Origin of the sequence: Variovorax sp. 3319 (genome assembly GCF_031456585.1) — a bacterium.
Taxonomy (GTDB): domain Bacteria; phylum Pseudomonadota; class Gammaproteobacteria; order Burkholderiales; family Burkholderiaceae_C; genus Variovorax; species Variovorax paradoxus_P.
On sequence record NZ_JAVDUZ010000002.1, the window covers coordinates 130668 to 157500 of the forward strand.

Sequence of the window (26833 nt, forward strand, 5' to 3'; positions counted from 1 at the left end):
TTGCGATACACGTTTACACAAACTCCGGTGTAGGGCTTACAGGCGGTTCACATGGCCGCGGCAGCATGAAGGCTCCAACAACTCATGAGGGCCAACCCATGAAAAAACTAGCAATCACGCTTTCTATCGGTGCCGCTTCGCTGCTCTCCGCAGGAGGCGCGCTGATGGTGCCGACAGCAGCCCAGGCGCAGCCTGGGGGGGTATACGTCGAGGTGCCGCCTCCGCCGCCGCGCTCGGAGCGCGTGCCGCCGCCACGCCGCGGCTACGTGTGGGCTCCGGGGCACTACGAATGGCGAGGTGGACGCCACGTGTGGGTCCGCGGCACGTATGTGCGCGCGCGGCCGGGCTATGCCTACCGTCCGCCGGAATGGCGTGAACGCGATGGCCGTTGGGAATACCGCCGCGGCCAGTGGGACCGCGACGGCGACGGCGTGCCGAACCGCCATGACCGTCGTCCGAACAATCCCAATCGCAGCTGATTGAGGTAGGCGCGGCGGCGGGCCGCGTGGGCCGGCGCTCCTAGCGCAGGCTTACCAGTTCGAGGGCTTCGTTGACCTGGAACGCCCCGCCGCTCGTGCCGCCTCGCGTCTTCGCCTCGAAGCGGATGACGCGTCCGAGCTCCCGAGAAAACCACACGTCGGCCTGGTAGCGGCCGTACTGGTTGCCTACCACCGCCCCTGCATTCGCAAAGCGCTGCGTGTAGCCGCGGTACTCGATCCGCACCACCTTGTATTCTTGCCCGCCCACCGTCAGGGTGGTGTCTTCCATCACCGCCGCCGAAAGATCCATGTTGATGCGCATTCCGCTCCGCGTGGAGTCGTAGCGCGTTCTCCATGCGGCTTCTTCCGTAAGGTGCTCCCTTGCCCAGCCGCCGGGTGGCATGGCCGTGTCGAATTCGCCGGCAATGGCAGTGGTCAAGCCAACCACTTCGCCGCCCGGCTTCTCGACCCATCCGCCGTTGTTGAAGCTGATGCGGTCGTCCGTGGGGGGATCGGCCCGGTAGATTACCTTTCGGTAGATGTTGGTGAGTCGGTCGTGCAACTGGTATTCGACGACGCTCGGGCGAACCTGATTTGAACTCCCGCCCGTTGCACCCGCTGCGGAAATCGTTGCAGGCTGCGTTCCGAGGCGCTCGATAGCCAACTGCCCGCGCATGGGCAGTTCTGCAATCCACGTTGCCGGCATGGCGAGATTTGCGGAAGCCGAACCGGCAGGCGACACGCCCGCCACGCCTACCAGGCGGCCTTGCGCATCGAAGATTCCCGCTCCGCCGAGGCCGGCCTCGGCCGGCGCAGCCAGCTGCAGGGCTTCGAGTTGGCCGGCGTCGTTGCGCCGCACGCCGGCGAGCATGCCGATGCCAAGCGTCAGTTCCTTGCCCCGCGGCGATCCGACGATGTAGAGCGGCATGCCGACCTGAAGGGCGTTCGAGGGCGCGATGCCGAGCGGCGGTGCCACGAAGTTGGCGATCCGCAGCTGGCACAGGTCGCGTGCGACGTCCGGAAACACCAGCGTCGCGCCATAGCTCACGTTGTCTCTTTTGAGTGCCACCGTGCTGGCCTTGGCGAGTAGCTGGCAACTCGTGACGGCAGTGCCTGCGCCAGTGGCGACCGCGCTCCCGGAGGCGAGCACCTTGCCTTGTGCATCGATGGCTTGCACCACCCAAACGTTCGGCGACACCCGGGCAAACAGCGCGTCGGGTGCCAGCGCTGCGTTGCTTCGCGCATCTTGTGCGGATGCCGCACTGGCGCTCAGGGCGGTTGCGAGGGCCAGGGTGAAGGGCAGGAACAGGTGTTTCATCGGTTGGCCTGCAGGAGCAGCCGCAGATCGTTGATCGAGGTCTTGGCAAAAGGCGTGGCGTCGGACGCGGCGGGCACCGCGGACGTGGACGCGAGTGCCCGCGGCTGCGCAGCCGCCGCAGCCGGGCCTTGCGCGCCGGGAGCGACTGCAACCGGCACGAGCGAAGACGGTCTTGCAACCGGCGTTGCGGTAGCGACTACGGTGGGCGCTGAAGTTGCCGGCGACGCATTCGCCGGTGAACCCCCTCGGGTTGCCTTGGCCGCGAGCGGCAGCTTTCCGCCGTAGGCCAGCGACGGCAGTGCCTTGCGGCCTTCCGGCTCCGCCACGCGCTCGAACGCAGGGCGGCCGACCAGCAAGCCCATGCTGATGCTCATCTCGACATAGGCGGTCTGGCGTGGCCGCAGCACGATGTCGATGCTGCCCTCGGCTTCGGTGCGGGCAGTGGCGCGGTACGAGCCGGCCGGCCGGTCGACGAAGAAGAAGCTGCTGGGCTGTGATTTGCCGACGATCTGCCCGTTGAGCAATACCTCGGGCTGGATTGCCGCGCCGAGGATCGAGTTTCGATAGAAATAGATTCGCCCCTCGTTCTCGCCCAGTGAGGGGAGGCTTTGCTCCATTTCCGAATGCCGGGGTCCCGAGGCGGAACACCCGAACAGGCCGGCCGCCAATACGGCCAGCAGAAAACCACCGATCCAACGTCGCATTGCGCCTTCTCCTCGTTTTGGCGCTGGATGCTACACCCGCTTACACGAGTGTGGTTGATGGCGGGCCGCCCCCGCGGGCATTGGTCAGCGGAAAACGACCGTGCGGTGCCCGTTCAGCAGAACGCGGTGTTCGCTGTGCCACTTCACGGCGCGGGCCAGCACCTGGCTTTCGGTGTCGCGGCCGCGGGCCGTGAGGTCTTCGACCGTGTCGGTGTGGTCGGCGCGTGCCACGTCCTGCTCGATGATCGGGCCTTCGTCCAGGTCGGCCGTGACGTAGTGGGCGGTGGCTCCGATCAGCTTTACGCCGCGGTCGTGCGCCTGGTAGTAGGGCTTGGCGCCCTTGAAGCTCGGCAGAAACGAATGGTGGATGTTGATTGCGCGTCCGGCCAGGCTGGTGCACAGGTCGTTGCTCAAGATTTGCATGTAGCGCGCGAGCACCACGAGTTCGGCGCCCTCGGCCTCGATGATCTCGAGCTGCCTTGCCTCGCCCTGCGCCTTGGTGGCGGCCGTCACCGGAATGTGATGGAACGGCACGTTGTAGCTGGCGGCCAGCTGGTAGAAGTCGCGGTGGTTCGAGATGATGGCGCGCACGTCGATGGCGAGCAGGCCGCTCTTCCAGCGAAACAGCAGGTCGTTCAGGCAGTGGCCTTCCTTGCTGACCAGGATCACCGTCTTCATGGGCTGGGCCGCGGCATGCAGTTGCAGGTTCATGCCGAAGCCGGCGCCGAAGGTGGCGAGCTGTTCGCGCAGCGCCGCCTCGGTGTGGTCGCTGCAGGCAAAGCGCACGCGCATGAAGAACAGGCCCGTGTCGTGGTCGTTGTACTGGGCGGCTTCCTCGATGTTGCCGCCGCGCTCGAGCAGAAAGCCCGAAACGGCATGCACGATGCCCACGCGGTCAGGGCAGGAAAGGGTCAGGATGTATGCACTCATGAGACCCCGATTGTCGCAGTGCGCGCCAAGGCCCGGCGCCGGCCGCGTTCAAAGCCCCAGGGCGCTGCGCAGTGCGCTGCGGCTCGTGACGCCGAGCTTCGAATAGGTTTCGCGCAGGTGCACGCGCACGGTGGCGGGTGACACGGACAGGCGCGTGGCAATGTCCTTGCCTGAGTAGCCGGCGCAATAGAGGCGGCTTATTTCGGACTGGCGCGGCGTGAGCATGGTGCCTGTGCCTGGCGCGTTGCGGCGTAGCGCGACGCGCAGCCCGCCATGTGCCGGTGTGACTTCGCATTGCCATCCGGCCGCATGCAGCTTGCGGATTGCGCCGCGCTCGCCCTCCAGCCATGACTTGGGCAGGCGGGGTTCCGACACCTTTGCAATCGCCGCGAGCCGCGGCCAGGCGCGGCAGAAATCGCCATTGGGGAAGAGTATCCAGCCTTCGTTGTCCGTTACGGCCAGCGGCTGGTCTCCGTTGCCGGTGTCCTCGAGGCCCTGGTGCGCACCGGCGTAGAGGCGGTTGATGAGCAGGGCCTCGCCGATGCCGGGCGCAAGCGCGGTGAGCGCGTCGACCTCGGCCGTACCGTAGCGCGGCGACGCGGCCCCGCGGTTCAGGTAGCAATGCGCGAAGGTCTCGCTGCCTTCGAACGGAATGGACACGCCCAGCTGATGGTGAATGCCGTAGCGCGCCTGGAAGCTGCGCCAGGACGGGTGGCTCTGCTTCCAGCGGGGATCGTCGTCGTTGACGCACACCGCCCGCAGGGGCTGTGCGTGCATTGCGGGGGTGGTGAAGTCGAGTTCGGCGCCGCCGATGGCGTACCAGTCGGCGCTCATTCCGGACAGGTCGTAGCCGACACCGACCGAGGCCACCAAGCTGCGTGGATGCCAGATGTTGATGGCGCCGTGGTCGGCGCCCATCAGTGCAACGAGCCGTTCGAGCAGTTTCTGCGGAAAGCGCTCGCAGGCGGTAGTGCGCGCAAGACGCAGCAGGCCCAGTGCCGCGGAGTCCGGATCAGTAAGTGAAAACGGGGACTTGGGCGCCATCGAACAGCCTGCCGAAACGCGAAGCGGCGGAGGCTACCACAACCCATGGTAGGCGGCGCAGGCGGGCGCGAAGGACGATTCCGGCTTCGGACGGGCGGCATTCACACACACAAGACCGAGGAGAAGAAACCATGCGCTTTCGAAGCAGGCGCCGGCTGGGGGCCGGCATTGCGTTGGCCTTTTGCGCGGCGGCAACCGCACCGGCAGGTGCGCAGGTACTCAACCCGAACACCTGCCCCGGCGGCACGCTCTACAGCAGCACCGACCAGGGCGCGTACTCGGGCTTCAGCGCGCAGCGCGACGCGGTGCAGCAGGACTGCCAAGGCAACATGGCGGGCGGATCGGGCGCGCAGGCCGGCATCGACCTGAGCAGCGCTAACACGGCTCTGGGGCGCGACAGCAGCGCAAGCGGCGGCCAGGCGACGGCGCTCGGGCGCGGCAGCACTGCGGCGGGCATTTCGGCCGCGGCAGTCGGCGCGAACAGCAACGCGACCGGCAACGGCTCGACCTCGATGGGCTCGAATAGCAGTGCGACTGCCAACTCCGCCACGGCCATCGGCTCCAACACCGTGGCCTCGAGCGGCTCGGCCACGGCGGTGGGCAACGTGGCCAACGCCACGGGCGAGGCGGCATCGGCAGTGGGCTATCGCGCGCTGGCATCCGGTTCGGGCTCTGCCGCATTCGGACGCGAAAGCGAGGCCAGCGGCGACGGCAGCACGGCGCTGGGCGACATGGCCACCGCCTCGGGACGCAGCGCAATGGCGCTCGGCCGCGAAGCCCGCGCCACGAGCGATTTCGCGCTGGCGTTTGGCCCCGGCGCAAGGGCGACCGACATGGGTGCCCTGGCCCTCGGAACGGCAAGCTTCGCATCGGGTTTCAACAGCACGGCAATTGGCACGGGCAGCAGCTCGAGCGGTGCGGAGTCGGTAGCCATCGGCGCTGGCAGCACGGACGGCGGGCGCGAGAACGTCGTTTCGTTCGGCAGCACGACGGATCGGCGCAGCCTGATCAACATCGACGGCATCAGCGCGGCGGGTCACGTCGACGCAGGCAGCCTTTCCGTGAACGGCAATGCTTCGGTGGGCGGGCGGCTGACCTCCAGCGGCATCGACAACCTGGGCGGCGGGATCGCCAACGCGGGTCGGATCAGCGGAGTTACCGCCGGTGCGGTTACTGCCACATCGACCGATGCCGTCAACGGAAGCCAGCTCTATGCGGTAAGGAGCACGGCCGAGCAGGCGTTGAACCTGGCGAGCCAGCAGGGCACGCAGGTGCAGCAGATCACCACGCAGGTGACCCAGAACACCCAGCAGATCACTCAGCACACCGAACAGATCGCAGAGCACACGCAGCAGATCACGCAGCACACCCAGCAGATCACGCAGAACACACAGCAGATCGAGCAGCAGGCTGTGCAGATACAAGCCATGGTCAATGGGCAGCTGGGTGTCTGCACCGTCAATGGCGGCGCCCTGCAATGCTCGGTGCAGGGCCAGGCGGCCGCACGCGCGGAGGGCGCGGGCGCTGCTGCAATCGGCAATGGCTCGCAGGCCACCGGCAATGGCGCCCTTGCCGTGGGCCGCAACGCCAAGGCGCTTGCCGCGGGGGCCATGGCGCTGGGCGACGGCAGCACGGCCAGCGCGAGCAATGCGGTAGCGCTGGGCCAGGGCTCGGTGGCCGACCGGCCCGACAGCGTGAGCGTGGGCAACGCGGCCACGGGCTACCAGCGGCAGATCACGAACGTGGCACCCGGTGTGGCCGCCAGCGACGCGGTCAACCTTGCGCAAATGGAGCGCGCAGTGGCCGTGTCGTACGGCCAGGCGCGAGAGTTTGCCGCGCGCGGTGGCGCAGGCCATGGCAATGCCGTCGATCCCCATGCTTGCCCCTGGACGCAAATGGCTGGGCGCGGCAGTGGGGCACTACGCCGGGCAGTCGGCACTGGGGGTGGCCTTTGCCTATCAGCTCGACGAACGGTGGAGCGTGGGCGCGGGCCTGAGCGCGGCGGCGGGCAACGGCGCGCAGCTTGGCGGCAGGCTGCAGGCGGGCTACACGTGGTGAGCGCCGGCTGAGCGCCGGATCGGCGCGGGCCATGAGGCGGGCCCGTGGCAAAAGTGCAAGAATGCCAAGGGCGGCCGCCGCAAGGGCGGCCAGCATCCACCGAGACCAAGAAGGACGCACGCATGGCCTACCAGGACTTCAACATGGGCAACCAGTGGTTGCCCTTTACGCCCAACCGCCACTTCCAGAAAGACCCGCGCGTCTTCGTGGCGGCAGACGGTATGACGTTCACCACGCACGACGGCAAGAAGGTGATCGACGGCATCTCGTCGCTGTGGTGCGTGGGCGCGGGCCACAACCGCAAGCCGATCAACGAGGCGATCAAGAAGCAGCTCGATACGCTCGACTACGCCACTGCCTTCCAGGTCAGCAACGACAAGGCTTTCAAGGCGGCGGAAATGATCGCCTCGCTGGCGCCCGGCGACCTCAACAAGGTGCTGTTCTGCAATTCGGGCTCCGAGGCGGCCGATACTTCGATGAAGGTGGCGCTGGCCTATCACCGCGCCCGCGGCGAAGGCCACCGCAACGTGTTCATCGGCCGCGAGAAGGGCTACCACGGCGTGGGCTTCGGCGGCATGTCGGTGGGCGGCATTCCGGGCAACCGCAAGGTGTTCGGCTCGGCGTTCTTGCCGCGCGTGGACCACATGCGGTTCATTCACGATCCGGTGAACCACGCCTACATACACAATGAAGAGCCGGTGTGGTCCGAAGACCCGCTGGTCGAGCTTGAAAACCGCATCCTGCCGCTGCACGACCCGAGCAACATCGCAGCCATCATCGTGGAGCCGGTGGCCGGTTCGGCCGGCTGGTACCTGCCGCCCAAGGGCTACCTGAAGCGCTTGCGCGAGATCTGCGACAAGCACGGCATCCTGCTGATCTTCGACGAGGTCATTACCGGCTTCGGGCGCATGGGCACCAACTTTGCGTCGGACTATTTCGGCGTGGTGCCCGACATGCTCAACTTTGCCAAGTGCGTGACCAACGGCGTCATTCCGCTGGGCGGGGTGATCTGCCGTGACAAGCTCTACGACGCGATGATGAAGACCGACGCGCCCGAGCATGTGGTGGAGTTCTTCCACGGCTACACCTACTCGGGCCACCCGGTGGCCTGCGCGGCGGCCATTGCCACGCTCGACCTGTTCAAGCAGGAAAACCTGTTTGCGCGCGCGGGCGAAATGGGCAAGGTGCTGGGCGATGCGTTCCACAGCGCGTTCAAGGGCCTGCCGAGCGTGGTCGGCATTCGCAGCCTTGGCCTTGCCGCGGCGGTGGAGCTTGCGCCCATTGCGGGCACGCCGGGCAAGCGGGCCTACGACATCTTCCTGGACTGCTTCCACAAGGGCGCACTGGTGCGGCCCGCGGGCGACGTGCTGGTGATTGCGCCGCCGTACATCGTCGAAAAGCAGCACATCGACACGCTGGTGAACACGCTGGCAGATTCGATCAGGAAATTCGCCTGAACAGTCAGGCGCCCAGGTCAGGCGGGCGCCCGCATTCCTGCGCAGTAGTCTTTGGACGGAAGGGCGGGCGTGCGCCACACGGCGTCATAGGCGCCCTTGTTTTCTTCGTCGGCCTCGGGTGAGCTGCCGGCCTGCAGCCGCACCGTCTTGACCGAAACATCGGTCGGCAGGTGCTGCGGCACGCCGAGCACCTTGGTGGCGTGGCCAGCGCCGCTGATCAGCAGCACCGTCTTGCCCGGCTGCCGGGCCTTGACGATGGCTTGCGCCATGGCGCGGTCGCGGCCGACCTGGATGCGCGTCATCGGCACGATCTGGGGCTCGGGCAGCAGCTTGCAGTGGCCTTCGCGCACGGCGTCCTGCTGGGCTGTATAGGCTTCGCCGTTGAGTTGCACGTCGAGCGAAACGTCGGCCATGGCGTTCTTCATTCGTGCGCGCGGCATGTTGGCTCCGATGACCGGCACCCCGGCGCTCACGGCGGCCATCACCGCCGGACCGTAGCTCCGCCAAGGCCACGCCTTGTCGTTCCAGCCGAGTGCGGCTTGCACCTGTGCTTCGGTGGCCGTGCGGTCGAGGCGGGCGGTGCTGCTGCCTTCTTCCGCCATTTCGAGCAGCAGCGCTGCCAGCTTGCCCTGGTTCGCCAGGGCCTCGACGGTTTCGCGTTCGATCGCCTGGTGCTCGGCCGCATCGTGCTGCTCGCCCAAAATGAGCGCGTCCGCCGGCAACAACGCGGCCGCGCGCCGTGCCACCGGCGCGTCAGGGCCCGGCGGAAAAATGGAGCACCCTGCCAGCACGGCGGCGGCGAGCAAGGTAAACAGAAACCGGGGTGCCCGCACGGGCAGGGGGTGGCATTGCATCGCGCCATACTATGCGTTGGCGCCTGCACGCCGTGCCGTCCAATTTCGCTTCTTTCCTGTGGTGTCTTTCCGCTTTCCGGTTCGCGTGCTGGCCACGCTGTTGCTTGCACTCGCCGCGGCGGGAGTCTGCCTTGCCCTGCACACGCCCCTGCCGTGGATGATCGGTCCGCTGCTTGCGGTGTCGCTGGCGTCGATTGCCGGCGCTCCGACCGCCAGCTACACGCCGCTGCGCAATGCCGGGCAGTGGACGATCGGCACCGCGCTCGGCCTTTACTTCACCCCGCAGGTGGTCGCGCTGGTGGCCGGCGTCTGGTGGGCTATTGCGCTCGCGATTGGCTGGGCCTTGCTGCTCGGCTGGGGCTTCGGGTATTGGCTGCATACGCTGCACGCCAAGCGAATGCCGCATGTGCCGGAAAAATCCATGAGAGCGACGACTTACTTCGCGGGTGCCATCGGAGGCGCGTCGGAAATGACGCTGCTCTCCGAATCGGCCGGCGCGCGCACCGATCTTGTGGCTGCGGCGCACAGCCTGCGCCTGGTGGTGGTCACCATCACCATTCCCTTTGCCATGCAGTGGAGCGGTTTGCATGGGCTTGAAATCAACCCGCCCATGGTGCGCGAAGTGAATGCGGGCGGGCTCATGCTGCTTGCATTGGCCACCGGCCTTGGCGGTCTTGCAATGCGTGCGCTGGGCCGCACCAATCCGTGGTTCATGGGGCCGCTGGTGGTCGCGATGGGGTTCACCATTGCAGGCCAGGCCCTGTCGGCTGTGCCCACCTGGATGTCGAACACCGCCCAGCTCGTTATTGCCGTGAGCCTGGGCGTGCGCTTCAGCCGCGAGTTCTTGCATACGGCGCCCCGGTGGCTGGGCTCGGTCGCCCTCGGCACGGTCGCCATGCTGGTGATTTGCGCCGGCGCCGCATTGTTGCTGGCGTGGGCAACCGGGCTTCATCCGGCCACGATGATTCTGGGCACCTCGCCCGGCGGCATTGCCGAGATGTCGATTACCGCCAAGGTGCTGCAGCTCGGCGTGCCGGTGGTTACGGCGTTTCAGGTGTGCCGGCTGGTGGCCGTGCTGCTGCTGGTGGGGCCGGCGTACCGGTGGATCTACGGAAAAAAATGACCGGCGCGATGGCGCTTGCGGGCGTAAAAAAAGCGCCTCAAAAGGCGCTTTTTGATTTGGCGGGACGAGGCTCAGCGAAGGGCTCAGTGCACCAGCACCGGCGTATGGGCCAGTTCGGCATAGCCCTCGAGCGTGTCTTCGACTTCTTCCTGGGTAGGCGTGTTGAGCTGCCAGGCGGCAATTTGCTGCTGGAACAGTTCGGCCCATGAGCCGTCGAGATAAACCTCTTTGCCCGAGCGTTTGTCGACGATTTCGAAGCCGTGGCGTTCCAGCACCGGCACATTGGGCTGGGCCGGCGTGTCGCTTTCGTTCGGCTGCACGTGCACGACGACGAAGGACTCTGAGTCATAGAGCATGTTCATTGCGGGGCCTGTGAGGATGTCGATGGCGTTCATGGGGGTTAGATAGCAATCAACGCGCCAGTTTCAAGCTCGGTTGTCTTTTTGTAGAGAAAACGCATTAATTCCTACGGTTGTTGCCCTCACTGTCACGCTAACTCGACGGCCCGGCCGGAAGGGATTCGCGCAACTGCATGTCGGCAAAGTCGCCGTTGGCCTGTGTCTGTTTCATCCGTACCGGCAGGTAGCCGAGAGCCGGCGCAAGCCAGATTTCAATCTTGTCGTCGAATTCGCGCCGCGGGCTGCGAGTGAGCTTGCGCACCGCAAAATCGCCGGCGGGCACGGTCATCTGCTCTTCGCCCTCGATATTGAATACCCAGACGCCGGCATCGCGCGGCCCGACCGTCTGGATGGAAATACGGCTGCCGGCCGGGTAGCGCCCCGGGTCGCCCGCCAGCATGCCGCCGAGTTGCATCACCACGCTGAGCCGGTCTTGCGCACCGGGCAGCAGGGGCACGCTGGGCGCGTTGTTGCTGAACATCACCTGTCCCTGGTCGCGCAGGAAATGCGAGGCCACCTCGCCCTTGCGGCTTTCGGAAAAGCGGTCCGGCTCGATGCCGGTGGGGCCGATCTTGCCGGTGCTGTGCTGGCTGCGAATGGTCTTGAACAGGAATTTGAGCGCCAGCCGCGCGTCGTAGCTGCTGCCGTCCTGCAGCCAGGCCAGGTCGCCGAAAACGCCTTGCATCGGCGATGCGCCCTGCTGGCCCGTGACCGCGAAGGCGAGCTTGACCGAACCGGGAATGCGCAGCGCCTCCGGTCCGACGACATTGCCGGCGGTGGCGCTGGCGGCGCCCGCGGCCCCGCCGTCTCCGACACCGGCGCTGGTTGTGCTGCCCGCTCCGCCCAGCGCGGCGGCTGCCGGGGCGCTTGCCGACGGCTCGGGAGCGGTTGCTCCTAAATCGAGAGCATCTTGCGTTGTGAGGGCTCGCGTTTCTGGCGGAGGCTCTTCGAAAACCTGGGGCGCCGGTGCTGGCATGGGCTCAGGCGCCGCCGCCGCTGGCTTGGGCTTGGACGGCTCGCGCGGCCGCCGCGGTTTTGCGGGCGGCGGCGGTTTGGCTTCGGCCGGGGCGGGCGCGGCGGCAGCAGCGGGTTTTTCCGGAGCCGGCGGCGCGATCACGATCGTCCGGGTGATGAACTTGTTTGCGAGCGGTGACGGATCGGGGCCTATGGCCGTGGGTGCCAGCCCCAGCAGCAGAACGTGAGCCAGCCCCACCGCCAGAGTAAGCCCGGCCAGCGCCCGCCACGACGGGCGCGCGGGGGGCGCAACTGGCGGGAGCGGGAGGGCGGCGAGCGTCGGCATGAGGTGTGGAGTGAGCGCCGGCGCCGAGGTTCACAAAGAGCACCTCGGTACACTGCCGCCCGTTCACCCAGTTTAGTGGGCACGGCGCCGGCTCTCGTGTTCGCGCCGTGTCCTTCATCACGCATTTGCCACCATGAAACTCGCCACCCTGAAGGACGGCTCGCGCGACGGCCAGCTCGTCGTCGTCTCGCGCGACCTTACGCTCGCCCACTACGCCACCGGCATTGCCAGCCGGCTGCAGCAGGTGCTGGACGACTGGGGTTTCATGAGCCCTCAGCTGCAAGACCTGTACGACGCGCTGAACAACGGCCGCGCCCGCCATTCTTTTCCGTTCGATCCCTCGATGTGCATGGCGCCGCTGCCGCGCGCCTACCAGTGGGCCGACGGCTCGGCGTACCTGAACCACGTCGAGCTGGTGCGCAAGGCGCGCAACGCGGAAGTGCCTGAAAGTTTCTACCAGGACCCGCTGATGTACCAGGGCGGCAGCGACGACTTTCTTGGCCCGACCGACGACATCGTGGTGCCGAGCGAAGCGATGGGCATCGACTTCGAGGCCGAGATTGCGGTGGTTACCGGCGACGTGAAGATGGGCGCCACGCTCGACCAGGCGCTCGATGGCATTCGCCTGGTGATGCTCGCCAACGACGTGAGCCTGCGCAACCTGATTCCTGCCGAGTTGGCCAAGGGCTTCGGCTTCTTCCAGAGCAAGCCTGCCACGGCGTTCAGCCCCGTGGCCGTGACGCTCGACGAAATTGGCGAGGCCTGGCAGAACGGCCGCGTGCACCTCACGCTGCAAAGCAGCTGGAACGGCCGCAAGGTTGGCATGTGCGACGCGGGGCCGGAAATGACTTTTCACTTCGGCCAGCTGATTGCCCACATCGCCAAGACCCGCAACGTGCGCGCGGGCAGCATCGTCGGCAGCGGCACCGTGAGCAACAAGGGCGTGGAAAAGAACGGCCGCATGGATTGGCCCAAAGGCTATTCGTGCATTGCCGAGAAGCGCTGCATCGAAACCATCCAGGGCGGCGAGCCCGTGACCGAGTTCATGAAGTTCGGCGACACCATCCGTATCGAGATGAAGGGGCTCGACGGCCGCTCGCTGTTCGGCGCGATCGACCAGGAGGTGGTTTCGGTGGCGGGGCGGCCGAAGGTGGCGCCGGTGTCGCTGGTCAACTCGCAGGGTGGGCAGGCTGGGCAGGTCGATCAGGCCGGGGACGCGGCGGAAGGCTGAGGCGGCAAGCGGGCTTTGCGCGCTCACTCACTGCGGCGCGGCAAGCAGCAGCTCTTTCTGGGACCGAATCCCCAGCCGCCGGAACGCGCGGTACTGGTGGGTGCGCACCGTCGTCAGTTCAATCCCGATTTCGCGCGCCGCCTGCTTGGCGGTGCTGCCGGCCATCAGGTGCCCGATGACCTCGCGCTCCCGCAGGCTCAAGGTCAGCAGACGCGAAGCCAGGGGTGGCGCCACCGTTTGCCGGGCGGCCGCCGCGCTGCGGCCGTGGGCCATGGTGGCCTCGGCCAGCAGGGTGGCGTGGCCTTCGATTGCCGCGAAGTCGCGCTCGTCGAATTCGGCTTGCGCCAGGCTTCGGTAGAAGCTCACCGCCACGCGCTGGCCAGTGGGCGTAAGCAGCAGTACAGACGCACGTTCGCGAATGCCCACGTCGCCGTAGCAGGCGGCGCGGTAGGCGGGGTCGGCCACCTCTTCGGCGCGCTGGTGGCCCAGCCACAGCTGTGCGCGCTTGGGCAGTTTGCGCTTTGCGAGCCATGTCATGTTGGGGTCGAGCAAGTCGAAGCGCTGCGCCACATAGCGCTCGGCGGTGCGTTCGGCCGTGGTGCCGTAGCTGCTGGCTGCCGACACGGCCTCGATGCGGCCGGTGGCATCGACCGCGAACACGGTGCAGAAGGTCACGGGCATCACGCGGTGCATGGCCGAGAGGCAACTGGCTGCGAGCTGCGGCGTGCCGATGCCTGCCAGCACGTCGCGGACGATGGCAGCGGACAGTGCAGTGTCGGCAGCGGGTTGAATGCGCCAGCGTCTCATAGGCAACCAGGCTAGGGTAAATACGTCGTACAAAGTTACGACAAAGACCGTGGCCCCGCATCGGGACAATCCCGCTGCATGACCACCTCCACCGCTGCCGATGCCGCGACCGGCCCCGTGCCACCCCCGAGGAGCGCGAGCGCGCTGCCGCCTTCGGTGGGTGCCTTTCACTACACGCGCTACAAGCCGTGGACGCCGCCGCTCGCGCAGGGCGGCGCGGAGCCGGGCCGCCATCCGGTGGTGATTGCGGGCGGCGGCCCGGTCGGCATGGCGCTGGCACTGGGGCTTGCTAACCATGGCGTGCGCTGCGTGGTGCTCGAGGCGGACGACACGGTGTGCGTAGGCAGCCGCGCGGCCTGCATTTCGCGCCGCAGCCTGGAAATCATGGAGCGGCTCGGCGTGCTTCCGGCGTTCATGGCCAAGGGCCTGCCATGGACCGGCGGGCGCAGCTTCTACAAGACGGCCGAGGTCTTCCGCTTCGAGATGCCGCACGACGAGCGGCAGAAGCTGCCGCCGATGATCAACCTGGAGCAGTACTACGCCGAGCACTATCTGCTGGAGGAGATCTTTCGCCGCAACGAAGCGGAGCCGGGGCTCATCGACATTCGCTGGGGCACCGAGCTCACCGGCATTGCGCAAGACGATGACGGCGTGACGCTGGAGGTGCGCAACGCAGAGGGCGCCTACCGGATGCAAGGCCAGTGGCTCGCGGCCTGCGACGGCGGCCAGAGCTTCGTTCGCAAGGCACTGGGGCTTTCGCTGGAGGGCACGGGCTACGAGGGGCGCTACGTCATCATCGACATCGAACTGCACAGCGAACACCCGACCGAGCGGCGCGCATGGTTCGATCCGCCGTGGAACCCGGGCTCGACGGTGCTGATGCACCGGCAGCCCGACGACATCTGGCGCATCGACTACCAGCTGCGCGCAGGCCAGAGCACCGAAGAAGCACTCACGCCGGCCGCGGTGGCCGAATTTGTGCAGCGCCATCTGGACGCCATCGGCGAGGGCCACCTGCCTTGGAAAACGGTGTGGACTTCGGTCTACCGTGCAGGCGCGATGACGCTCGAAAGCTATCGGCATGGCCGCGTTCTCTTCGCCGGAAACGCGGCGCATGCCATGCCCATCTTCGGCGTGCGAGGCCTCAATTCGGGCTTCGACGATGCGGACAACCTTGCCTGGAAGCTCGCGTTCGTGGCACGCGGTCTTTCGGACGCAGCGTTGCTCGACTCGTATTCGCAGGAGCGCATCGAGGCCTTTCATGTGAATGCCGAGAACGCGATGCGCAGCACCGAATTCATGTCGCCGCCTTCGCGTGGTTTCGACCTGATGCGCGAAGCCGCGCTGTCGCTGTCGCAAACGCACCGTGGCATTGCGCAACTGATCAATCCGCGGCAGACGCAAGCCGTGCGCTATGCGGCTTCGGCGCTGTCCAGCGAAGGCGACGCGTTGCCCTCAGGTCCGCTGCCGGGCGAAGTGATGGCCGAGCAGCAACTCGAGCAGGGCCATCTGACGGACTGGATTGGCTCGGTTTTCACATTGCTCGTGCTGCGGCCCGAAGCCGGCACCGCGCTGTTGCCCGAAGACGCCGCGGTGCTGGCTCAGCGCGCCGAGTTGCCGTTCGCGGTTCGCGTCATTGCGGGCATGGGCATCGACGGCGCCGATGCGCATGCGGACGCCGCAGTTTTCGAGGCCCTGGGCGCGCGCGATGGCGCCTTCTATCTGCTGCGGCCCGACGGCCATGTGGCCGCACGCTGGCAGCGCCTGACGGCTGGCGTGTTGGCCAGCGCGCTGAACCGCGCCGCAGCCGCTCTCAAGGAGATTGCCGTATGACGATATCGCTCGACCCCGATGCGCGCGACCGCATTTATGCAGAATGCGCACGCGCCATTACTGAAGCCGGAACGGAGCGCGAATCTCTGTTTCTCTCGCGGCTTGCGCTGCTGCTGTTCGAGCAGGTTGGCGACGAAGCACGCTGTCGCCGCGCATTGGCAGACGCGCTGGAGGCGCTGCCCGTACCATCGCTGTCCGCAACCCAACCACAACAAACCGGAGACTGATCCCTATGGACCGCCGCACTCTTCTCGCCACGCTCGCTTCGGGCGCCGCCATGGCCGCAACCCCGTTTGCCCGCGCGCAGGAATACCCCTCGCAACTCATCAAGTGGGTGGTGCCCTATCCCGCAGGCGGCGGCACCGACGTGATTGCGCGCACCCTCGCCGAGGCCATGCGCCAGACCTTGGGCCAGCAGATCGTCATCGACAACCGGCCCGGCGCTTCGACCAACATCGGCGCCGACCTTGTCGCGAAGAGCAAGCCGGACGGCTACACCGTGATGTCGGCCGACAACGCCGTGCTGGCCTTCAATGAACACCTGTTCGGCAAGCTGCCATTCAACCCCGAAAAAGACTTCACCTACATCGGCGCGATCGGCAAGTTTCCGCTGGCGCTGGTGGTCCACCCGGACTTTCCGGCCAAGAACTTCAAGGAGTTCCTGGCCTATGTGAAGGCCAATCCGGGCAAGGTCAACTACGCCTCGCCGGGCAACGGCTCGCCGCATCACCTGGCAATGGAAATGTTCAAGGTGCGCACCGGCACCTTCATCACGCACATTCCCTACCGCGGCGCGGCACCGGCAATGGCCGACGTGATGGGCGGGCAGGTGCCGTGCATGTTCCTGGACCTGGCCTCGGGCCTGCCGATCATGCAGGGCAACAAGGTGCGCGTTCTCGCCATTGGCTCCGGCGCCCGCAACAAACTGCTGCCCAATGTGCCGACGCTTGCAGAAGTGGGCGTACCCAACACCGAGGTGTTCGCTTTCCAGGGCGTGCTTGGCCCGGCCGGGCTTCCGCCTGCAGCTGTGGCCAAGCTCAACGGCGACCTGAATCGGGCCTTCAGCACGGCTGCGGTGCAAAAGCGTTTCGACGACTTCGGCATGGAAGCCATGCCGGGAACGCCGGCGCAGTTCGAAGCGCTGGCGCGTGCCGAGTCGAAGCGCTGGGGACCGATCATCAAGCAGGCCGGCATCAAGCTGGACTGAGGGTCTGCGAGGGCGCGGGCAGCGCCGGGGCGAGCTATTTTTTCGAGCCGTCTTCCAGAACGTGCTCGTCGCGTTGCAGCTCGCCGTTCTCGTCCCAGCTGCGCTCGCGCGTCACGCGGCCCTTGGCGTCGAAGCTCGATTCCGCAAGAAGTGTTCCTTTCTCGCTGAATCGCTGGTGCTTGCCGACCGGCACCTGCCGGCCGCGCCCCGTTACCAGGTAGCGGCCGTGCGCGGCACGCTGCCCGCTTTCGTAAAACTCGGTGATGTCCACCGCGCGCGCATCGCCGGAACCGCTGTAGACAGATTTGCTGCGGGGCTGTCCATTGAGGTAGTAGCTGTCGTGCCGTACCGGTTGGCCGGCAGGGTTCCAGCGCTGATCGCGGATCAGCGATCCTTTTTCGGAGAATTCCTGCTCGCGCTGCCGCACCGCGTTGCGTTCGATCAGCAGCCATACCGTTTCGCGGCGCTTCACGCCTTCGGATGAAAAGTGGCGCTCGGTGCGCTGGTTGCCGACGATCTCGTCTTGTACCGAGGGCTTGCCGTTGTCATAGAAGTCTTGCGACCGCACGCGCTTGCCGAGCATGTACGAAAGCCGCGAGCGCAGGAAACCCCGTGCATCGAAAAGCTGGACCTGCGAGGGCCCGCCTACGAACCCGCACAGCTGGGCATCGTCGGCCGCGGGAGCGAGCATGGCGGTTTCGCCGCAGCGCAGTGCAGATAGCTGGCCGCGCTCGGTGAACTCGACAAAGGCGCGGTCGGTTCCGGTGCTGGGATAGAAAGTGACGCGGCGCAGCCGGCCACCGGGGTAGAAGCTGCGAACCAGCCCGCGTTCCTGGCCGTCGTCGTAAGTGGCTTCGCGCAGCACCTGCCCCTCGGGCCCGAACTCGCGGGCAAGGCCCTGGATGTTCCCGCTGGTGTTGAGGATGTGCTCCTTGGCGAGCTTGCCTTTCTCGTAGAAGCGGGCGAGACCGTTGAAGACGCCGTTCTGCACCTGCTGCTCGCGCTGGGGCTCGCCGCTCGCCCGGTCCTTGCAGCGCATGAGCCCTGTTGCGCCGAGGAACGTGCTGCCGTCGGAGGGATTCACCCGGCGGCCGTTGAGCTCGCATTCGACTGCGGCATGTGCTGCGCCGGGGGTGAAGAGCGTGAAGAGCGCGACGAGCCACGCAGCTGCGCCAACCCCTGAGCAGGAGGGTGCGAGCCGGCTCGCAGCGGCCCCGCGCCGGCGGATCATTTGTCGTACAGCGCGGCGAGCGAACGGAACCCCTTGACCTCGATCGGATTGCCGAAGGGGTCGCAGAAGAACATGGTCCATTGCTCGCCCGGCTGCCCCTCGAAACGCACCTGGGGTTCCAGCACGAAGTCGGTGTTTGCGGCTTTCAGCCGCTCTGCAAGCGCCTTCCAGTCGGGCAAGGCGAGCACGATGCCGAAGTGCGGCATGGGCACCATTGCGTTGCCGACCTGGCCGGTGCGCGTGGTGGCGAAGGGTTCGCCCAGGTGCAGGGAGATCTGGTGGCCGAAAAAGTCGAAGTCGACCCAGGTGTCGGTGCTGCGGCCTTCGGCGCAGCCGAGGACATTTCCGTAGAAGCGGCGGGCCGCATCGAGGTCGCGAACGTGAAAGGCAAGATGGAAGATGCTCTGCATGGTTCCGGATTATGGGCAGCGGTGCTGTGAGAATGCCGGACTTTCTTTCATCATGGAGCAAGCCTTGCGGATACTCCGGACCCTCTTTGCGCCAGTGCGCAATTTCGATTTGAAAGCGCCTGCGCGTTCATGGTTTCTTTCTTGCCTGCCGCGCCTTGCGTTGGCGGGCGCTTGCTCGGTGCTTGCGGCCGCGGCGCATGCTGCCTGCCCGCCTTCGGCGATTGCCAGCCTTGGCAAACCGGGCTCGGCGGTCGGCCAGTGGAATGCGGTCGACCGCGGCCTGCTGTGGCGTGCCGACCGGGACGGGCGGACTTCGTGGCTCTATGGAACCATTCATCTTGGCCGGGCCGAGTGGGTGCGGCCAGGGCCCACGGTGCAAAAGGCGCTGGAGCAGAGCGACGCACTCGCGCTGGAACTCGATACGCGCGATCCGGCGACCATGCGCTCGATGACCCAGCCGGCAGACCCGGCGCTGGTGGCCCGGATTCTGAGCGGCGCGCGTGCGCAACGGCTCGCCCGCCAGAACGAAGCGGCTTGCGTGCCGCCCGGAACCATGGAGGGGCTGCAGCCCATCTTGCAGGTCACGGCGCTGGCGGGGCTGGTGGCGCGCGCCGACGGCCTGTACCCCGAATTCGGCGTTGACGAGACGCTGGCCGTTTCGGCCCGCAATAACAACAAGCCTGTGTTCGCCCTGGAAAGCGCGGCATCCCAGTTGAAGATGCTGACGGGTGATTCCGAAACCGAAGAGGCGGAACAGATCGACGCCGCCCTCGACGAACTGGAGTCGGGCCAGCTACGCGCGCAGATGAAAGAGCTGGCCGATGCCTGGGCCCGCGGCGACGCGGACAAGCTGGGCCGCTATCCCGAATGGTGCAACTGCGTCAACACGCCAGCCGAGCGGCGGCTGATGAAGCGCCTCCTCGACGATCGCAATCCGGGCCTGGCGGACGGCATCGAACGCATGCACGTGGGTGGGCGGCGCGTGTTTGCGGCCGTGGGTGCGCTGCACATGGTGGGGCCGCAAGGGCTGCCTGCGCTGTTGGCGGCGCGTGGGTTTACCGTTGCCGCGGTGCCGCTCTCGGCGCAGCCGCCGCTGGCGGTGCCCGCAGCGCCGGCAGCGGCGCCCCCCAAGGCGGAAGGCCGGAACGTAAGAGGCGCCCGCAATTCCCGCAATGCCCGTGACGCCCGCGGCACGCGCAGCAGCCAGGCCGCCAAGAGCAGCGGCGCCAAGGGTTCCAAGGGCAGTGCCAAGCCCGCGCAACGCTCGCCCGCCACCAAGGGCAAACAGCGCTGATAATCGCGAACACCATGCACCTGCTGCGCAACCACCCCCGCTTCCTCGGCCTTGTCGGCCGCTGGGCGCTGCTGTGGTTCGTGCTCTCGCTCGGGGTGGCGGTGGCGTCGCCCATCGTGCACCCTCAGGCTGTGGAACTGGTGTGTTCGAGCGTCGGTTCCGTCAAGGTGGTGGTTCACACCGAAGACGGCGTGCAGGAAGTGGGCGCCTCGCACATGGATTGCCCGCTGTGCGTGCTGACTGCCGCACCGCCACCATCGGCGGATCCCGCTGGTTTCGAGCTTCCCTTGCCACTGGGCCGCGTAGTCCAGTCGATTCCCGCCGCGCGCCTTGCCGCGGCCACCGCCGCGCCGTTACCTGCGCGCGGGCCGCCAGCCTTCTCCTGAAACTCAAAACCGTAGCCGCATGCGCCGATCGACGGGTGCGTGCGGTCTGTCTGGCTTGAAGTTCGTGGAGCAGGTTTCCAGTGAAAAAGCATTCCCGTGCCTTGGCGATTGCCATGGCATTTCCTTTTGGCGCGCCCTTGTGGGCGCAAGACGCGCCCGAGCCGCCTGAAAGCGGCGGCAGCGCGCGCACGCTCAGCACCGTCACGGTGAGTGACGGCCGCCCAACCTCGCTGCCGACGCAGATCCCCACCACCATCGAGGGCGTGACGGGCGAGCAGATTTCCGAAACGGTCAATGCGACCGACAGCGAGGACGCGCTCAAATACTTGCCCAGCCTCGTGGTGCGCAAGCGCTACATCGGCGACTTCAACCATGCGGTGCTGGCCACCCGCGCCTCGGGCACGGGCAACAGCGCACGCTCGATGGTGTACGCCGACGGCATCATGCTGTCGAACCCGCTAGGCAACGGCGCCACCTACGCGCCGCGCTGGGGCATGGTGTCGCCGGAAGAAATCGAGCGGGTCGACGTGCTGTACGGGCCGTTCTCGGCAGCCTACCCGGGCAACTCGGTCGGCGCTGTGGTCGACTACGTGACCCGCATGCCGACCAGGCTTGAAGCGCACGTCAAGCTCAGCGGCTTTGCCTCCAATTTCGACCTGTACAACAGCCACTCGTCGCCCGCGGGCCAGCAGCTCGATTTGTCGCTTGGGAGCCGCAGTGGCAACTGGTCCTGGTGGCTCAGCGCCTCGCGCACCCACAGCAAGGGGCAGGCGCTGGTGTTCGGCAACCGGCTGGTGAGCGCGGGCACGGTGGGCAATGCGGGCACTCCGGTGACCGGCGCGGTGCTGGGGCTGAACCCATCGAACCAGCCGTGGTGGCTGGTGGGCGGCTCCACCATCTACGACACCACGCAAGAGCAGGCCAAGCTGAAGGTGGCTTACGACTTTTCGCCCACCTTGCGCGCAACGTACACCCTTGGCGCGTGGAACAACACCACGCACGGCAGCGTCGACACCTATCTGCGCGATTCGCTCGGGCGGCCTGTGTATTCGGGGCGCGTGAACATCGCGGGGCGCACCTACAACCTCGATTCGCCGAGCGCCGCCCTGGCGCCGACCGAGACCGCGCTCACGCACTACATGCATGGCCTTTCGGTGAAGAGCCACACCGGCGGCGTGTTCGACTGGGAGGTAGCAGCAAGCCTGTTCGACTATTCGAGCGACACCTCGCGCACGCCCACCACCCCATTGCCGGGCGCATTCAACGGCGGGCCGGGGCGAACCACCGACATGGGCGGCTCCGGCTGGCACACCTTCAAGGCCGCGGGCACCTGGCGGCCCACCGGCTCCGCCGAAGGCGTGGGCGCCCACGTGGTCGACTTCGGCTTTCAGCAGGACACGGCGCGCCTGCGCACCAGCGTCGGCAACACGCTTGACTGGATCGGCGGGCCGGTGGTGGCGCCGTTTTCCGCCTTCAACGGCAACACGCGATTGCAGTCGCTGTATGTGCAGGACACTTGGCGCTTTGCCGAGAAGTGGAAGGCCACGTTCGGCCTGCGCCGCGAGCGATGGGAGGCCTACGGCGGCCAGCTGGGCAATGCGACGAGGCTGCTCGACTTTGCACCGCGCAAGAACAGCTACGACTCGCCCAAGGCGGCCATCGCCTGGCAAGCGACGCCCGATTGGCTGTTCAAGGCGTCGACCGGCCGTGGAGTGCGCATGCCGACAGTAAGCGAGCTCTACCAGGGGTCGATCGAAGGCAACCGCATCGTCAATACCAACCCGAACCTGCGGCCGGAGCGCTCCTGGACCACCGAGCTCAGCGCCGAGCGCGACCTGAAAGGCTGGGGCGTCGACGGCGTGCTGCGTACCACGTTGTTCGTCGAGAACACGAAGGACGCGCTGTACAGCCAGGCGCTCACCAACCTGGTGAGCACGGTGCAGAACGTCGATGCGATTCGCACGCGCGGCCTGGAGGTGGCGCTGAATGCCGTGGACGTGGGCATCAAGGGGCTGGACCTGGGCGGCAGCCTTACGCTGACCCGCTCGAAGATCGCCGCCAACAGCGGCTTTCCGGCCAGCGTGGGCCGCGAACAGCCGCGCGTGCCCAAGGTGCGCGCCACACTGCTTGCAACCTACCGGCCCGACGCGAGATGGAGCTACACGGTCGGCGCACGATACAGCGGCAAGCAGTACGGCACGCTCGACAACAGCGATCCGAACGGCGCGGCGTACATGGGCTTTTCGAAGTTCTTCGTGGTCGACGCGCGCGTTCGCTACCGCATCGACCGGCAATGGAGCGCCGCCGTGGGCATAGACAACCTGAACAACAACAAGTACTGGGCCTTCCACCCGTATCCGCAACGCACCTTCGTGGCCGAACTCAAGTTCGACCTCTGATTTTTTTCATCCGCTTTTTTCAAGGAGTTCCATCAATGAACCATCCGCGCATCAACCTCAAGACTGTTGCCGCATACGCCATGCTGGCAAGTGCGTCCACCGCCTTTGCCCATGTGACCCTGCCGCGGGGCGGGGTGACCGTGGGCAGCGACTACAACGCCGCCTTCCGCGTGGGCCATGCCTGCGAGGGCGCCAAGGCCACCACCGGCCTGGCCGTTCGCCTGCCGAAGGGTTTTGTTCTGAGCGACGCCCAGGCGCGCAAGGGATGGAAGCTCGACGTGCAGAAAAACGCCGGCGACGGCGAAGTGCGCTGGACCGCCGAGAGCGCGCAAACCGCACTGCCCGCCAGCGAACGCGCCGAGTTCGTGCTGCGCGGCAAAGTGCCCGGCACGCCCGGTGCGCTGTGGTTCAAGGTGCTGCAGACCTGCGATGTCGGCAGCGTCGACTGGGCGGAAGTCCCGGCATCGGGCAACTCGACAGCGGGCCTCAAGACGCCCGCCGCCAAGCTCGATGTGGTGGCGCAGGGCGTGGCCACGGTGGACGTGCGCGACGGCTGGGTGCGCCAGTCGGTGCCGGGGCAGAGCGGTACGGGTGCTTTCATGAAGCTCACCGCGCCCATGGGCGCCAAGCTGGTCGGCATCTCGACGCCGGCGGCCGGTGTGGCCGAGGTGCACGAGATGAAGATGGAAGGCGACACCATGAAGATGCGCGAGCTGCCGGGTGGGTTGGATCTTCCAGTGGGCCAGACGGTGGAACTCAAGCCGGGCGGCTATCACGTGATGATGATGGACCTGAAGCAGGCACTGGCCAAGGGAGCGACGGTGCCGATGACGCTCCGCTTCGAGGACGCCAAGGGCCAGAAGACGTCGCTCGAGGTCAAGCTGCCGGTGGGCGCACCGGAAGGCGCCGATGCGGCCGCGCCGGCTCACCAGCACAAGCACTGATCTGCCGGCTACAGCAACTGGTCGGGCGCCAGGGGGCCGAACAGCCTGAGCAGCAGGCGCAGGGTCCTGCTGGCGTCGGGTTCGGTGGCCGTGTCTTTCAGGCCGCTGCCTTCGGGGGCGCGCCAGAGCAGCGAACCATCGTTCAGCTCGACGCGCCATGAGCCTTCGCGCATGCCGCGCTCGATTTGCTCGGAGGCAGCGCGGGAGAGCTCGGCGCTTCGTACCAGCAGCGCAATTTCGGTGTTCTGCAATTGCGAGCGCAAGTCGAGATTCATCGATCCGACCACCAGCAACCTGCCGTCCATCACCAGCACCTTCGAGTGCAGCATGGCGCGCGATTCGCCCAGATTGCCGCTGCCGGACGAGCCGAATGCGCTGCTCACGCCGGCCTGCTCGCTGCGCAGTTCGTAGAGCTCGACACCGAGCTTGAGCAGGTCTTCCCGATGCCGGGCATAGCCCACGTGCGCCACCGGTGCGTCGTTGGAAGCCAGGGAGTTGGTGAGCACCCTGATTCGAACCCCGCGCCCACGGGCGGCCGCGAAGGCTTGCTTCATGTCGGGACCGGGCACGAAATAGGGCGAGATGATGAGCAGATCGCTGCGCGCCTGCCCGATCAGCTGCAGCAAGCCTTCAACCACCGTCTCGCTGCCCGCGGCAAGGTCGGAACTGGCCTGGAGCGATGCCGCTCGCCGCGACGAACCGGCCGCGTCTCCGGGGTGGCTTACCACCAGGCCGGGCGACTTTGTCTGCTCGGGTCCTTTGTCGGCCGGGATCTTTCCGGGCTCGTCGGCGAGCATGACCGCAGGGGCCCAGACGAATCGGGCGGTCTTCAGGTCGAGCGGCTTTTCGTCCCACGCGCGGGCGAGTTGTGCGGAGGTGGGGGCGGCGCCCGGCTTCGGTTCGCCATTGGCTGGTGCCGGCGGTGCATTTTGTGCACGGGTCGATTCGTCGGCCAACTCGCGGTCGGCCTGCTCCGCGCGCTCTCGGATGGCTTTCAGCTCTTCTCGCTTGACCAGCGATTGCACGGGGTAGGCACGCTCGTTGTTCCAATAACTGTCGAAGCTGCGCGACAGGTCCTGCACGATCGGCCCGGCAGCCAGGATGTCGACATCGATGAAATTGCCCTTCAGCGCGTTGCCGAAATAGGCGTCTCCCAAGTTGCGCCCGCCGGTGACGCCGAGCACGTTGTCCGCGATAAAAAGCTTGTTGTGCATCCGTTGCTGGATGCGTGAGGCATCGCCGACGGAATTGAGCATGCGCGCGAACGAAGAGCGGCGCGCGCCCGCAAGCGGGTTGAACAGCCGCATTTCTATGTTGGGCACGAAGGCCATTCCCAGCACCAGCGCATCCCTGCCGGTGCTGTGGAGGTCGTCGAGCAGGATTCGCACCCTAACGCCGCGCTGGGCTGCCGACCGGATGCTGCGCAGCAACCGGCCGGTGCTGGCGTCTGCGTGGATGGCGTAGTACTGCAAGTCGAGCGTTTTCTGAGCCCCTTCGATCAAGGCGAGCCGGCTGCCGTAGGCGGCGGGGGCGCCTCCGAGCAGCAGAAAACCTGATTCGAACCGTGCCGCGTCGGCTTTTCGCCGCTGCTGGACCAAGGCTTCCAGGGGTGTGCCGGTTGGGGGAGGGATTGCGGTCGAAACCGGACGGTCGACGTTCTCGGGCAGTTGCGCGCAGGCGCCTTGCAGCAAGATGGCCAGGAGTACGAGAGACCGGCCCACGAACGCGGAAATGGAAGACATGCGGCTTTCCAGGAATTTGGAAGCCGCATGTATAGCCTAGTCGGCGCTGTCCGCGCGTGGGACGGCGGGACAGTTTTTTGGAGAACTAACGCACTAACGACCGGCGGAGAGTTCTTCCTGGCGCTCCAGGGCGGCGAGCAATTCGTCGTCGATCTGGGCGTGGCGCTGGCTCAGTTCGGCGGCGCGCGAGGCGTCGGTGGCGTAAATCGCTCCGCCGTCGAGTTCGAGCATTTCGCTGATGCGCTTTTGTTCGGCTTCGAGCGCTTCGATCACGGCGGGGAGGGCATCGAGTTCGCGCTGCTCCTTGTAGCTGAGCTTCTTGCGCGCGGCCGTCGGGCGAACAGTGGCAGGTTCGGCGGGCGCTGGGGCTGGCATTGCCGCTGGCGCCGGAGGGTTGGCGGCTTGCCGTTGCTCGGCAATCTCGCGGGCGCGCTTCGATTGGATCAACCAGTCTTGCACGCTGCCTTCGTATTCGCGCCAGCGGCCGTCGCCTTCGAACGCGATGGTGCTGGTCACCACGTTGTCCAGGAAGGTGCGGTCATGGCTGACCAGGAAGACGGTTCCGTCGTAGTCCTGCAGCAGGCCTTCGAGCAGTTCGAGCGTATCGATGTCCAGGTCGTTGGTCGGTTCGTCGAGCACCAGCACGTTGGCCGGGCGAGCGAAGAGCCGCGCCAGCAGCAGCCGGTTGCGCTCGCCGCCGCTGAGCGAGCGAACCGGGGAGTTCGCGCGTGCAGGGGAGAAGAGAAAGTCGGAAAGGTAGCTTTTGACGTGCTTGCGCTGGTTGCCGATTTCGATCCACTCGCTGCCGGGACTGATGAAGTCTTCCAGCGTGGCGTCGAGGTCGAGCTTGTCGCGCATCTGGTCGAAGTACGCCACCTGCAGGTTGGTGCCGCGGCGGATCTTGCCGCTATCCGGCTCGAGTTCGCCGAGGATGAGCTTGAGCAGCGTGGTCTTGCCCGCACCGTTGGGGCCGAGCAGGCCGACTTTGTCGCCGCGCAGGATGGTGCCGGTAAAGTTGCGGATCACCGTCTTTTCGCCGAAGGCCTTGGTTGCTTCGGTGAGTTCGGCCACGATCTTGCCGCTTGATTGGCCGGATGCCACGTCCATGTTGACGCTGCCCTGGACTTCCCGGCGCGCGGCGCGGCTTGCCCGCAGGGCTTCGAGCCGGCTGATGCGGCTTTGGCTGCGGGTGCGGCGGGCTTCGACACCCTTGCGGATCCAGACCTCTTCCTGCGCGAGCAGCTTGTCGGCCTTGGCGCTGATGATGGCTTCCTGGGCGAGTTGCTCCTCCTTCTGCAGGAGGTATTGCTCGAAATTGCCGGGGTAAGAACCGAGTTTGCCCCGGTCCAGCTCCACGATGCGGGTTGCGACACGGTTCAGGAAGCTGCGGTCGTGCGTCACCGTGACAACGCTTCCCTTGAAGTCGATCAGCAGTTGCTCGAGCCATTCGATGGAGTCCAGATCCAGATGGTTGGTGGGCTCATCTAATAGGAGCACGTCTGGCGCGGCTACCAGGGCCTGTGCCAAGGCGACACGCTTGCGGGTGCCGCCGGAAAGAGAGCCGACGCGGGCGTTGCGGTCCAAATGGAGCCGATGCAACGTTTCTTCTACGCGCTGCTCCCAGTTCCAGGCGTCGAATGCTTCAATCTGCGACTGAAGGGCGTCCAGATCCAGGCCATCCGCA

The 26833-nt window shown here is 66.6% G+C and carries 24 protein-coding genes and 1 pseudogene (1 of these 25 running past the window's edge); 13 read left to right on the forward strand and 12 right to left on the reverse strand.

Annotation, left to right across the window (positions count from 1 at the left end; genetic code table 11):
• Window positions 1–98 precede the first annotated feature (98 nt).
• Window positions 99–479 (forward strand): YXWGXW repeat-containing protein, encoded by a 381-nt coding sequence (locus J2X67_RS04945; protein WP_309951068.1) that lies wholly within the window; start codon window positions 99–101, stop codon window positions 477–479.
• Window positions 480–519: 40 nt separating this feature from the next.
• Here J2X67_RS04945 and J2X67_RS04950 read toward each other — a convergent pair whose 3' ends face one another.
• The 4 genes from J2X67_RS04950 to J2X67_RS04965 form a co-directional block, all read right to left on the reverse strand.
• Window positions 520–1797: a serine protease gene (locus J2X67_RS04950; protein WP_309951070.1), complete on the reverse strand. Its 1278-nt coding sequence runs from the start codon at window positions 1795–1797 to the stop codon at window positions 520–522.
• Window positions 1794–2501: a DUF2846 domain-containing protein gene (locus J2X67_RS04955; RefSeq protein ID WP_309951071.1), complete on the reverse strand. Its 708-nt coding sequence runs from the start codon at window positions 2499–2501 to the stop codon at window positions 1794–1796. Before J2X67_RS04955 ends, J2X67_RS04950 begins: the two co-directional genes overlap by 4 nt.
• A gap of 84 nt (window positions 2502–2585) precedes the next feature.
• On the reverse strand, window positions 2586–3431 hold the full coding sequence (gene purU / locus J2X67_RS04960) for a formyltetrahydrofolate deformylase (RefSeq protein ID WP_309951073.1): 846 nt from the start codon (window positions 3429–3431) through the stop codon (window positions 2586–2588).
• Window positions 3432–3479: 48 nt separating this feature from the next.
• A complete protein-coding gene (locus J2X67_RS04965) occupies window positions 3480–4475 on the reverse strand; it encodes a LuxR C-terminal-related transcriptional regulator (protein ID WP_309951076.1) in 996 nt (331 codons plus the stop codon).
• Window positions 4476–4804: 329 nt separating this feature from the next.
• Between J2X67_RS04965 and J2X67_RS04970 the strand changes: the two are divergent.
• The 3 genes and pseudogenes from J2X67_RS04970 to J2X67_RS04975 form a co-directional block, all read left to right on the forward strand.
• Window positions 4805–6274, forward strand: a pseudogene (locus J2X67_RS04970) (hypothetical protein); the annotation flags it as partial.
• A 76-nt stretch (window positions 6275–6350) separates the two neighbouring features.
• Complete coding sequence (locus tag J2X67_RS27735; protein WP_354328503.1) at window positions 6351–6533, forward strand: YadA-like family protein; 183 nt, start codon at window positions 6351–6353, stop codon at window positions 6531–6533.
• Between the two features lie 122 nt (window positions 6534–6655).
• Window positions 6656–7990: an aminotransferase class III-fold pyridoxal phosphate-dependent enzyme gene (locus tag J2X67_RS04975; RefSeq protein WP_309951082.1), complete on the forward strand. Its 1335-nt coding sequence runs from the start codon at window positions 6656–6658 to the stop codon at window positions 7988–7990.
• A gap of 17 nt (window positions 7991–8007) precedes the next feature.
• Here J2X67_RS04975 and J2X67_RS04980 read toward each other — a convergent pair whose 3' ends face one another.
• Window positions 8008–8844: a ChaN family lipoprotein gene (locus J2X67_RS04980; protein WP_309951085.1), complete on the reverse strand. Its 837-nt coding sequence runs from the start codon at window positions 8842–8844 to the stop codon at window positions 8008–8010.
• 61 nt (window positions 8845–8905) lie between these two features.
• On the opposite strand from J2X67_RS04980, the gene J2X67_RS04985 reads away from it, so the two are divergent.
• Entirely contained in the window at window positions 8906–9967 is a 1062-nt protein-coding gene (locus J2X67_RS04985; RefSeq protein ID WP_309951088.1) for an AbrB family transcriptional regulator, read from the forward strand.
• Between the two features lie 83 nt (window positions 9968–10050).
• Here the strand turns inward: J2X67_RS04985 and J2X67_RS04990 are convergent, their stop codons facing one another.
• Both J2X67_RS04990 and J2X67_RS04995 read right to left on the reverse strand, forming a co-directional pair.
• Window positions 10051–10362 carry a DUF3567 domain-containing protein gene (locus tag J2X67_RS04990; protein WP_093017097.1) on the reverse strand — a complete coding sequence of 104 codons (312 nt, stop codon included), beginning with the start codon at window positions 10360–10362 and terminating at the stop codon, window positions 10051–10053.
• 97 nt (window positions 10363–10459) lie between these two features.
• The gene (locus J2X67_RS04995; protein WP_309951091.1) at window positions 10460–11665 is read right to left on the reverse strand and encodes a DUF3108 domain-containing protein; all 1206 of its coding nucleotides are present in this window, start codon (window positions 11663–11665) and stop codon (window positions 10460–10462) included.
• Window positions 11666–11798: 133 nt separating this feature from the next.
• On the opposite strand from J2X67_RS04995, the gene J2X67_RS05000 reads away from it, so the two are divergent.
• Window positions 11799–12896, forward strand: a complete 1098-nt coding sequence (locus tag J2X67_RS05000; protein WP_309951093.1) for a fumarylacetoacetate hydrolase family protein — start codon at window positions 11799–11801, stop codon at window positions 12894–12896.
• Window positions 12897–12923: 27 nt separating this feature from the next.
• On the opposite strand, the gene J2X67_RS05005 is transcribed toward J2X67_RS05000, so the two are convergent.
• Window positions 12924–13703 (reverse strand): helix-turn-helix transcriptional regulator, encoded by a 780-nt coding sequence (locus tag J2X67_RS05005; RefSeq protein WP_309951096.1) that lies wholly within the window; start codon window positions 13701–13703, stop codon window positions 12924–12926.
• Between the two features lie 78 nt (window positions 13704–13781).
• Between J2X67_RS05005 and J2X67_RS05010 the strand changes: the two genes are divergently transcribed.
• Genes J2X67_RS05010 through J2X67_RS05020 form a run of 3 tightly spaced genes read left to right on the forward strand, consistent with a single transcriptional unit; the run spans window position 13782 to window position 16743 of the window.
• The gene (locus J2X67_RS05010; RefSeq protein ID WP_309951098.1) at window positions 13782–15536 is read left to right on the forward strand and encodes an FAD-dependent monooxygenase; all 1755 of its coding nucleotides are present in this window, start codon (window positions 13782–13784) and stop codon (window positions 15534–15536) included.
• Window positions 15533–15763: a hypothetical protein gene (locus tag J2X67_RS05015; RefSeq protein WP_309951099.1), complete on the forward strand. Its 231-nt coding sequence runs from the start codon at window positions 15533–15535 to the stop codon at window positions 15761–15763. Before J2X67_RS05010 ends, J2X67_RS05015 begins: the two co-directional genes overlap by 4 nt.
• Before the next feature lie 5 nt (window positions 15764–15768).
• Window positions 15769–16743: a tripartite tricarboxylate transporter substrate binding protein gene (locus tag J2X67_RS05020; RefSeq protein WP_309951101.1), complete on the forward strand. Its 975-nt coding sequence runs from the start codon at window positions 15769–15771 to the stop codon at window positions 16741–16743.
• Between the two features lie 34 nt (window positions 16744–16777).
• Here J2X67_RS05020 and J2X67_RS05025 read toward each other — a convergent pair whose 3' ends face one another.
• Window positions 16778–17974, reverse strand: a complete 1197-nt coding sequence (locus J2X67_RS05025; protein WP_309951103.1) for a hypothetical protein — start codon at window positions 17972–17974, stop codon at window positions 16778–16780.
• Window positions 17971–18384, reverse strand: coding sequence for a VOC family protein (locus tag J2X67_RS05030; RefSeq protein ID WP_309951106.1), 414 nt, complete (start codon window positions 18382–18384; stop codon window positions 17971–17973). The genes J2X67_RS05025 and J2X67_RS05030 overlap by 4 nt, the downstream gene beginning before the upstream one ends.
• A gap of 64 nt (window positions 18385–18448) precedes the next feature.
• Between J2X67_RS05030 and J2X67_RS05035 the strand changes: the two genes are divergently transcribed.
• From J2X67_RS05035 to J2X67_RS05050, 4 genes are all read left to right on the forward strand, one after another.
• The gene (locus J2X67_RS05035; RefSeq protein WP_309951107.1) at window positions 18449–19678 is read left to right on the forward strand and encodes a TraB/GumN family protein; all 1230 of its coding nucleotides are present in this window, start codon (window positions 18449–18451) and stop codon (window positions 19676–19678) included.
• A 14-nt stretch (window positions 19679–19692) separates the two neighbouring features.
• Window positions 19693–20064, forward strand: coding sequence for a DUF2946 family protein (locus tag J2X67_RS05040; RefSeq protein WP_309951108.1), 372 nt, complete (start codon window positions 19693–19695; stop codon window positions 20062–20064).
• A 113-nt stretch (window positions 20065–20177) separates the two neighbouring features.
• Window positions 20178–22463 carry a TonB-dependent receptor gene (locus J2X67_RS05045; RefSeq protein ID WP_309951109.1) on the forward strand — a complete coding sequence of 762 codons (2286 nt, stop codon included), beginning with the start codon at window positions 20178–20180 and terminating at the stop codon, window positions 22461–22463.
• A 35-nt stretch (window positions 22464–22498) separates the two neighbouring features.
• A complete protein-coding gene (locus J2X67_RS05050) occupies window positions 22499–23407 on the forward strand; it encodes a copper chaperone PCu(A)C (RefSeq protein ID WP_309951110.1) in 909 nt (302 codons plus the stop codon).
• Between the two features lie 8 nt (window positions 23408–23415).
• On the opposite strand, the gene J2X67_RS05055 is transcribed toward J2X67_RS05050, so the two are convergent.
• Together J2X67_RS05055 and J2X67_RS05060 are read right to left on the reverse strand one after the other, a co-directional pair.
• Window positions 23416–25149, reverse strand: coding sequence for a phospholipase D family protein (locus J2X67_RS05055; RefSeq protein WP_309951111.1), 1734 nt, complete (start codon window positions 25147–25149; stop codon window positions 23416–23418).
• A 93-nt stretch (window positions 25150–25242) separates the two neighbouring features.
• On the reverse strand, window positions 25243–26833 hold the 3' portion of the coding sequence (locus J2X67_RS05060) for an ATP-binding cassette domain-containing protein (RefSeq protein ID WP_309951803.1). It continues 311 nt past the right edge of the window; only the last 1591 of its 1902 coding nucleotides appear in the window; the start codon falls outside the window, past its right edge; the stop codon is at window positions 25243–25245.

What these genes read in the sequence shown, in the direction of transcription:
- J2X67_RS04945 (WP_309951068.1), top strand. Translation starts at nt 99, where the DNA reads ATGAAAAAACTAGCAATCACGCTTTCTATCGGTGCCGCTTCGCTGCTC.
- J2X67_RS04950 (WP_309951070.1), bottom strand. Translation starts at nt 1,797, where the DNA reads ATGAAACACCTGTTCCTGCCCTTCACCCTGGCCCTCGCAACCGCCCTG.
- J2X67_RS04955 (WP_309951071.1), bottom strand. Translation starts at nt 2,501, where the DNA reads ATGCGACGTTGGATCGGTGGTTTTCTGCTGGCCGTATTGGCGGCCGGC.
- purU (WP_309951073.1), bottom strand. Translation starts at nt 3,431, where the DNA reads ATGAGTGCATACATCCTGACCCTTTCCTGCCCTGACCGCGTGGGCATC.
- J2X67_RS04965 (WP_309951076.1), bottom strand. Translation starts at nt 4,475, where the DNA reads ATGGCGCCCAAGTCCCCGTTTTCACTTACTGATCCGGACTCCGCGGCA.
- J2X67_RS27735 (WP_354328503.1), top strand. Translation starts at nt 6,351, where the DNA reads ATGCTTGCCCCTGGACGCAAATGGCTGGGCGCGGCAGTGGGGCACTAC.
- J2X67_RS04975 (WP_309951082.1), top strand. Translation starts at nt 6,656, where the DNA reads ATGGCCTACCAGGACTTCAACATGGGCAACCAGTGGTTGCCCTTTACG.
- J2X67_RS04980 (WP_309951085.1), bottom strand. Translation starts at nt 8,844, where the DNA reads ATGCAATGCCACCCCCTGCCCGTGCGGGCACCCCGGTTTCTGTTTACC.
- J2X67_RS04990 (WP_093017097.1), bottom strand. Translation starts at nt 10,362, where the DNA reads ATGAACGCCATCGACATCCTCACAGGCCCCGCAATGAACATGCTCTAT.
- J2X67_RS04995 (WP_309951091.1), bottom strand. Translation starts at nt 11,665, where the DNA reads ATGCCGACGCTCGCCGCCCTCCCGCTCCCGCCAGTTGCGCCCCCCGCG.
- J2X67_RS05000 (WP_309951093.1), top strand. Translation starts at nt 11,799, where the DNA reads ATGAAACTCGCCACCCTGAAGGACGGCTCGCGCGACGGCCAGCTCGTC.
- J2X67_RS05005 (WP_309951096.1), bottom strand. Translation starts at nt 13,703, where the DNA reads ATGAGACGCTGGCGCATTCAACCCGCTGCCGACACTGCACTGTCCGCT.
- J2X67_RS05010 (WP_309951098.1), top strand. Translation starts at nt 13,782, where the DNA reads ATGACCACCTCCACCGCTGCCGATGCCGCGACCGGCCCCGTGCCACCC.
- J2X67_RS05015 (WP_309951099.1), top strand. Translation starts at nt 15,533, where the DNA reads ATGACGATATCGCTCGACCCCGATGCGCGCGACCGCATTTATGCAGAA.
- J2X67_RS05020 (WP_309951101.1), top strand. Translation starts at nt 15,769, where the DNA reads ATGGACCGCCGCACTCTTCTCGCCACGCTCGCTTCGGGCGCCGCCATG.
- J2X67_RS05025 (WP_309951103.1), bottom strand. Translation starts at nt 17,974, where the DNA reads ATGATCCGCCGGCGCGGGGCCGCTGCGAGCCGGCTCGCACCCTCCTGC.
- J2X67_RS05030 (WP_309951106.1), bottom strand. Translation starts at nt 18,384, where the DNA reads ATGCAGAGCATCTTCCATCTTGCCTTTCACGTTCGCGACCTCGATGCG.
- J2X67_RS05040 (WP_309951108.1), top strand. Translation starts at nt 19,693, where the DNA reads ATGCACCTGCTGCGCAACCACCCCCGCTTCCTCGGCCTTGTCGGCCGC.
- J2X67_RS05045 (WP_309951109.1), top strand. Translation starts at nt 20,178, where the DNA reads ATGGCATTTCCTTTTGGCGCGCCCTTGTGGGCGCAAGACGCGCCCGAG.
- J2X67_RS05050 (WP_309951110.1), top strand. Translation starts at nt 22,499, where the DNA reads ATGAACCATCCGCGCATCAACCTCAAGACTGTTGCCGCATACGCCATG.
- J2X67_RS05055 (WP_309951111.1), bottom strand. Translation starts at nt 25,149, where the DNA reads ATGTCTTCCATTTCCGCGTTCGTGGGCCGGTCTCTCGTACTCCTGGCC.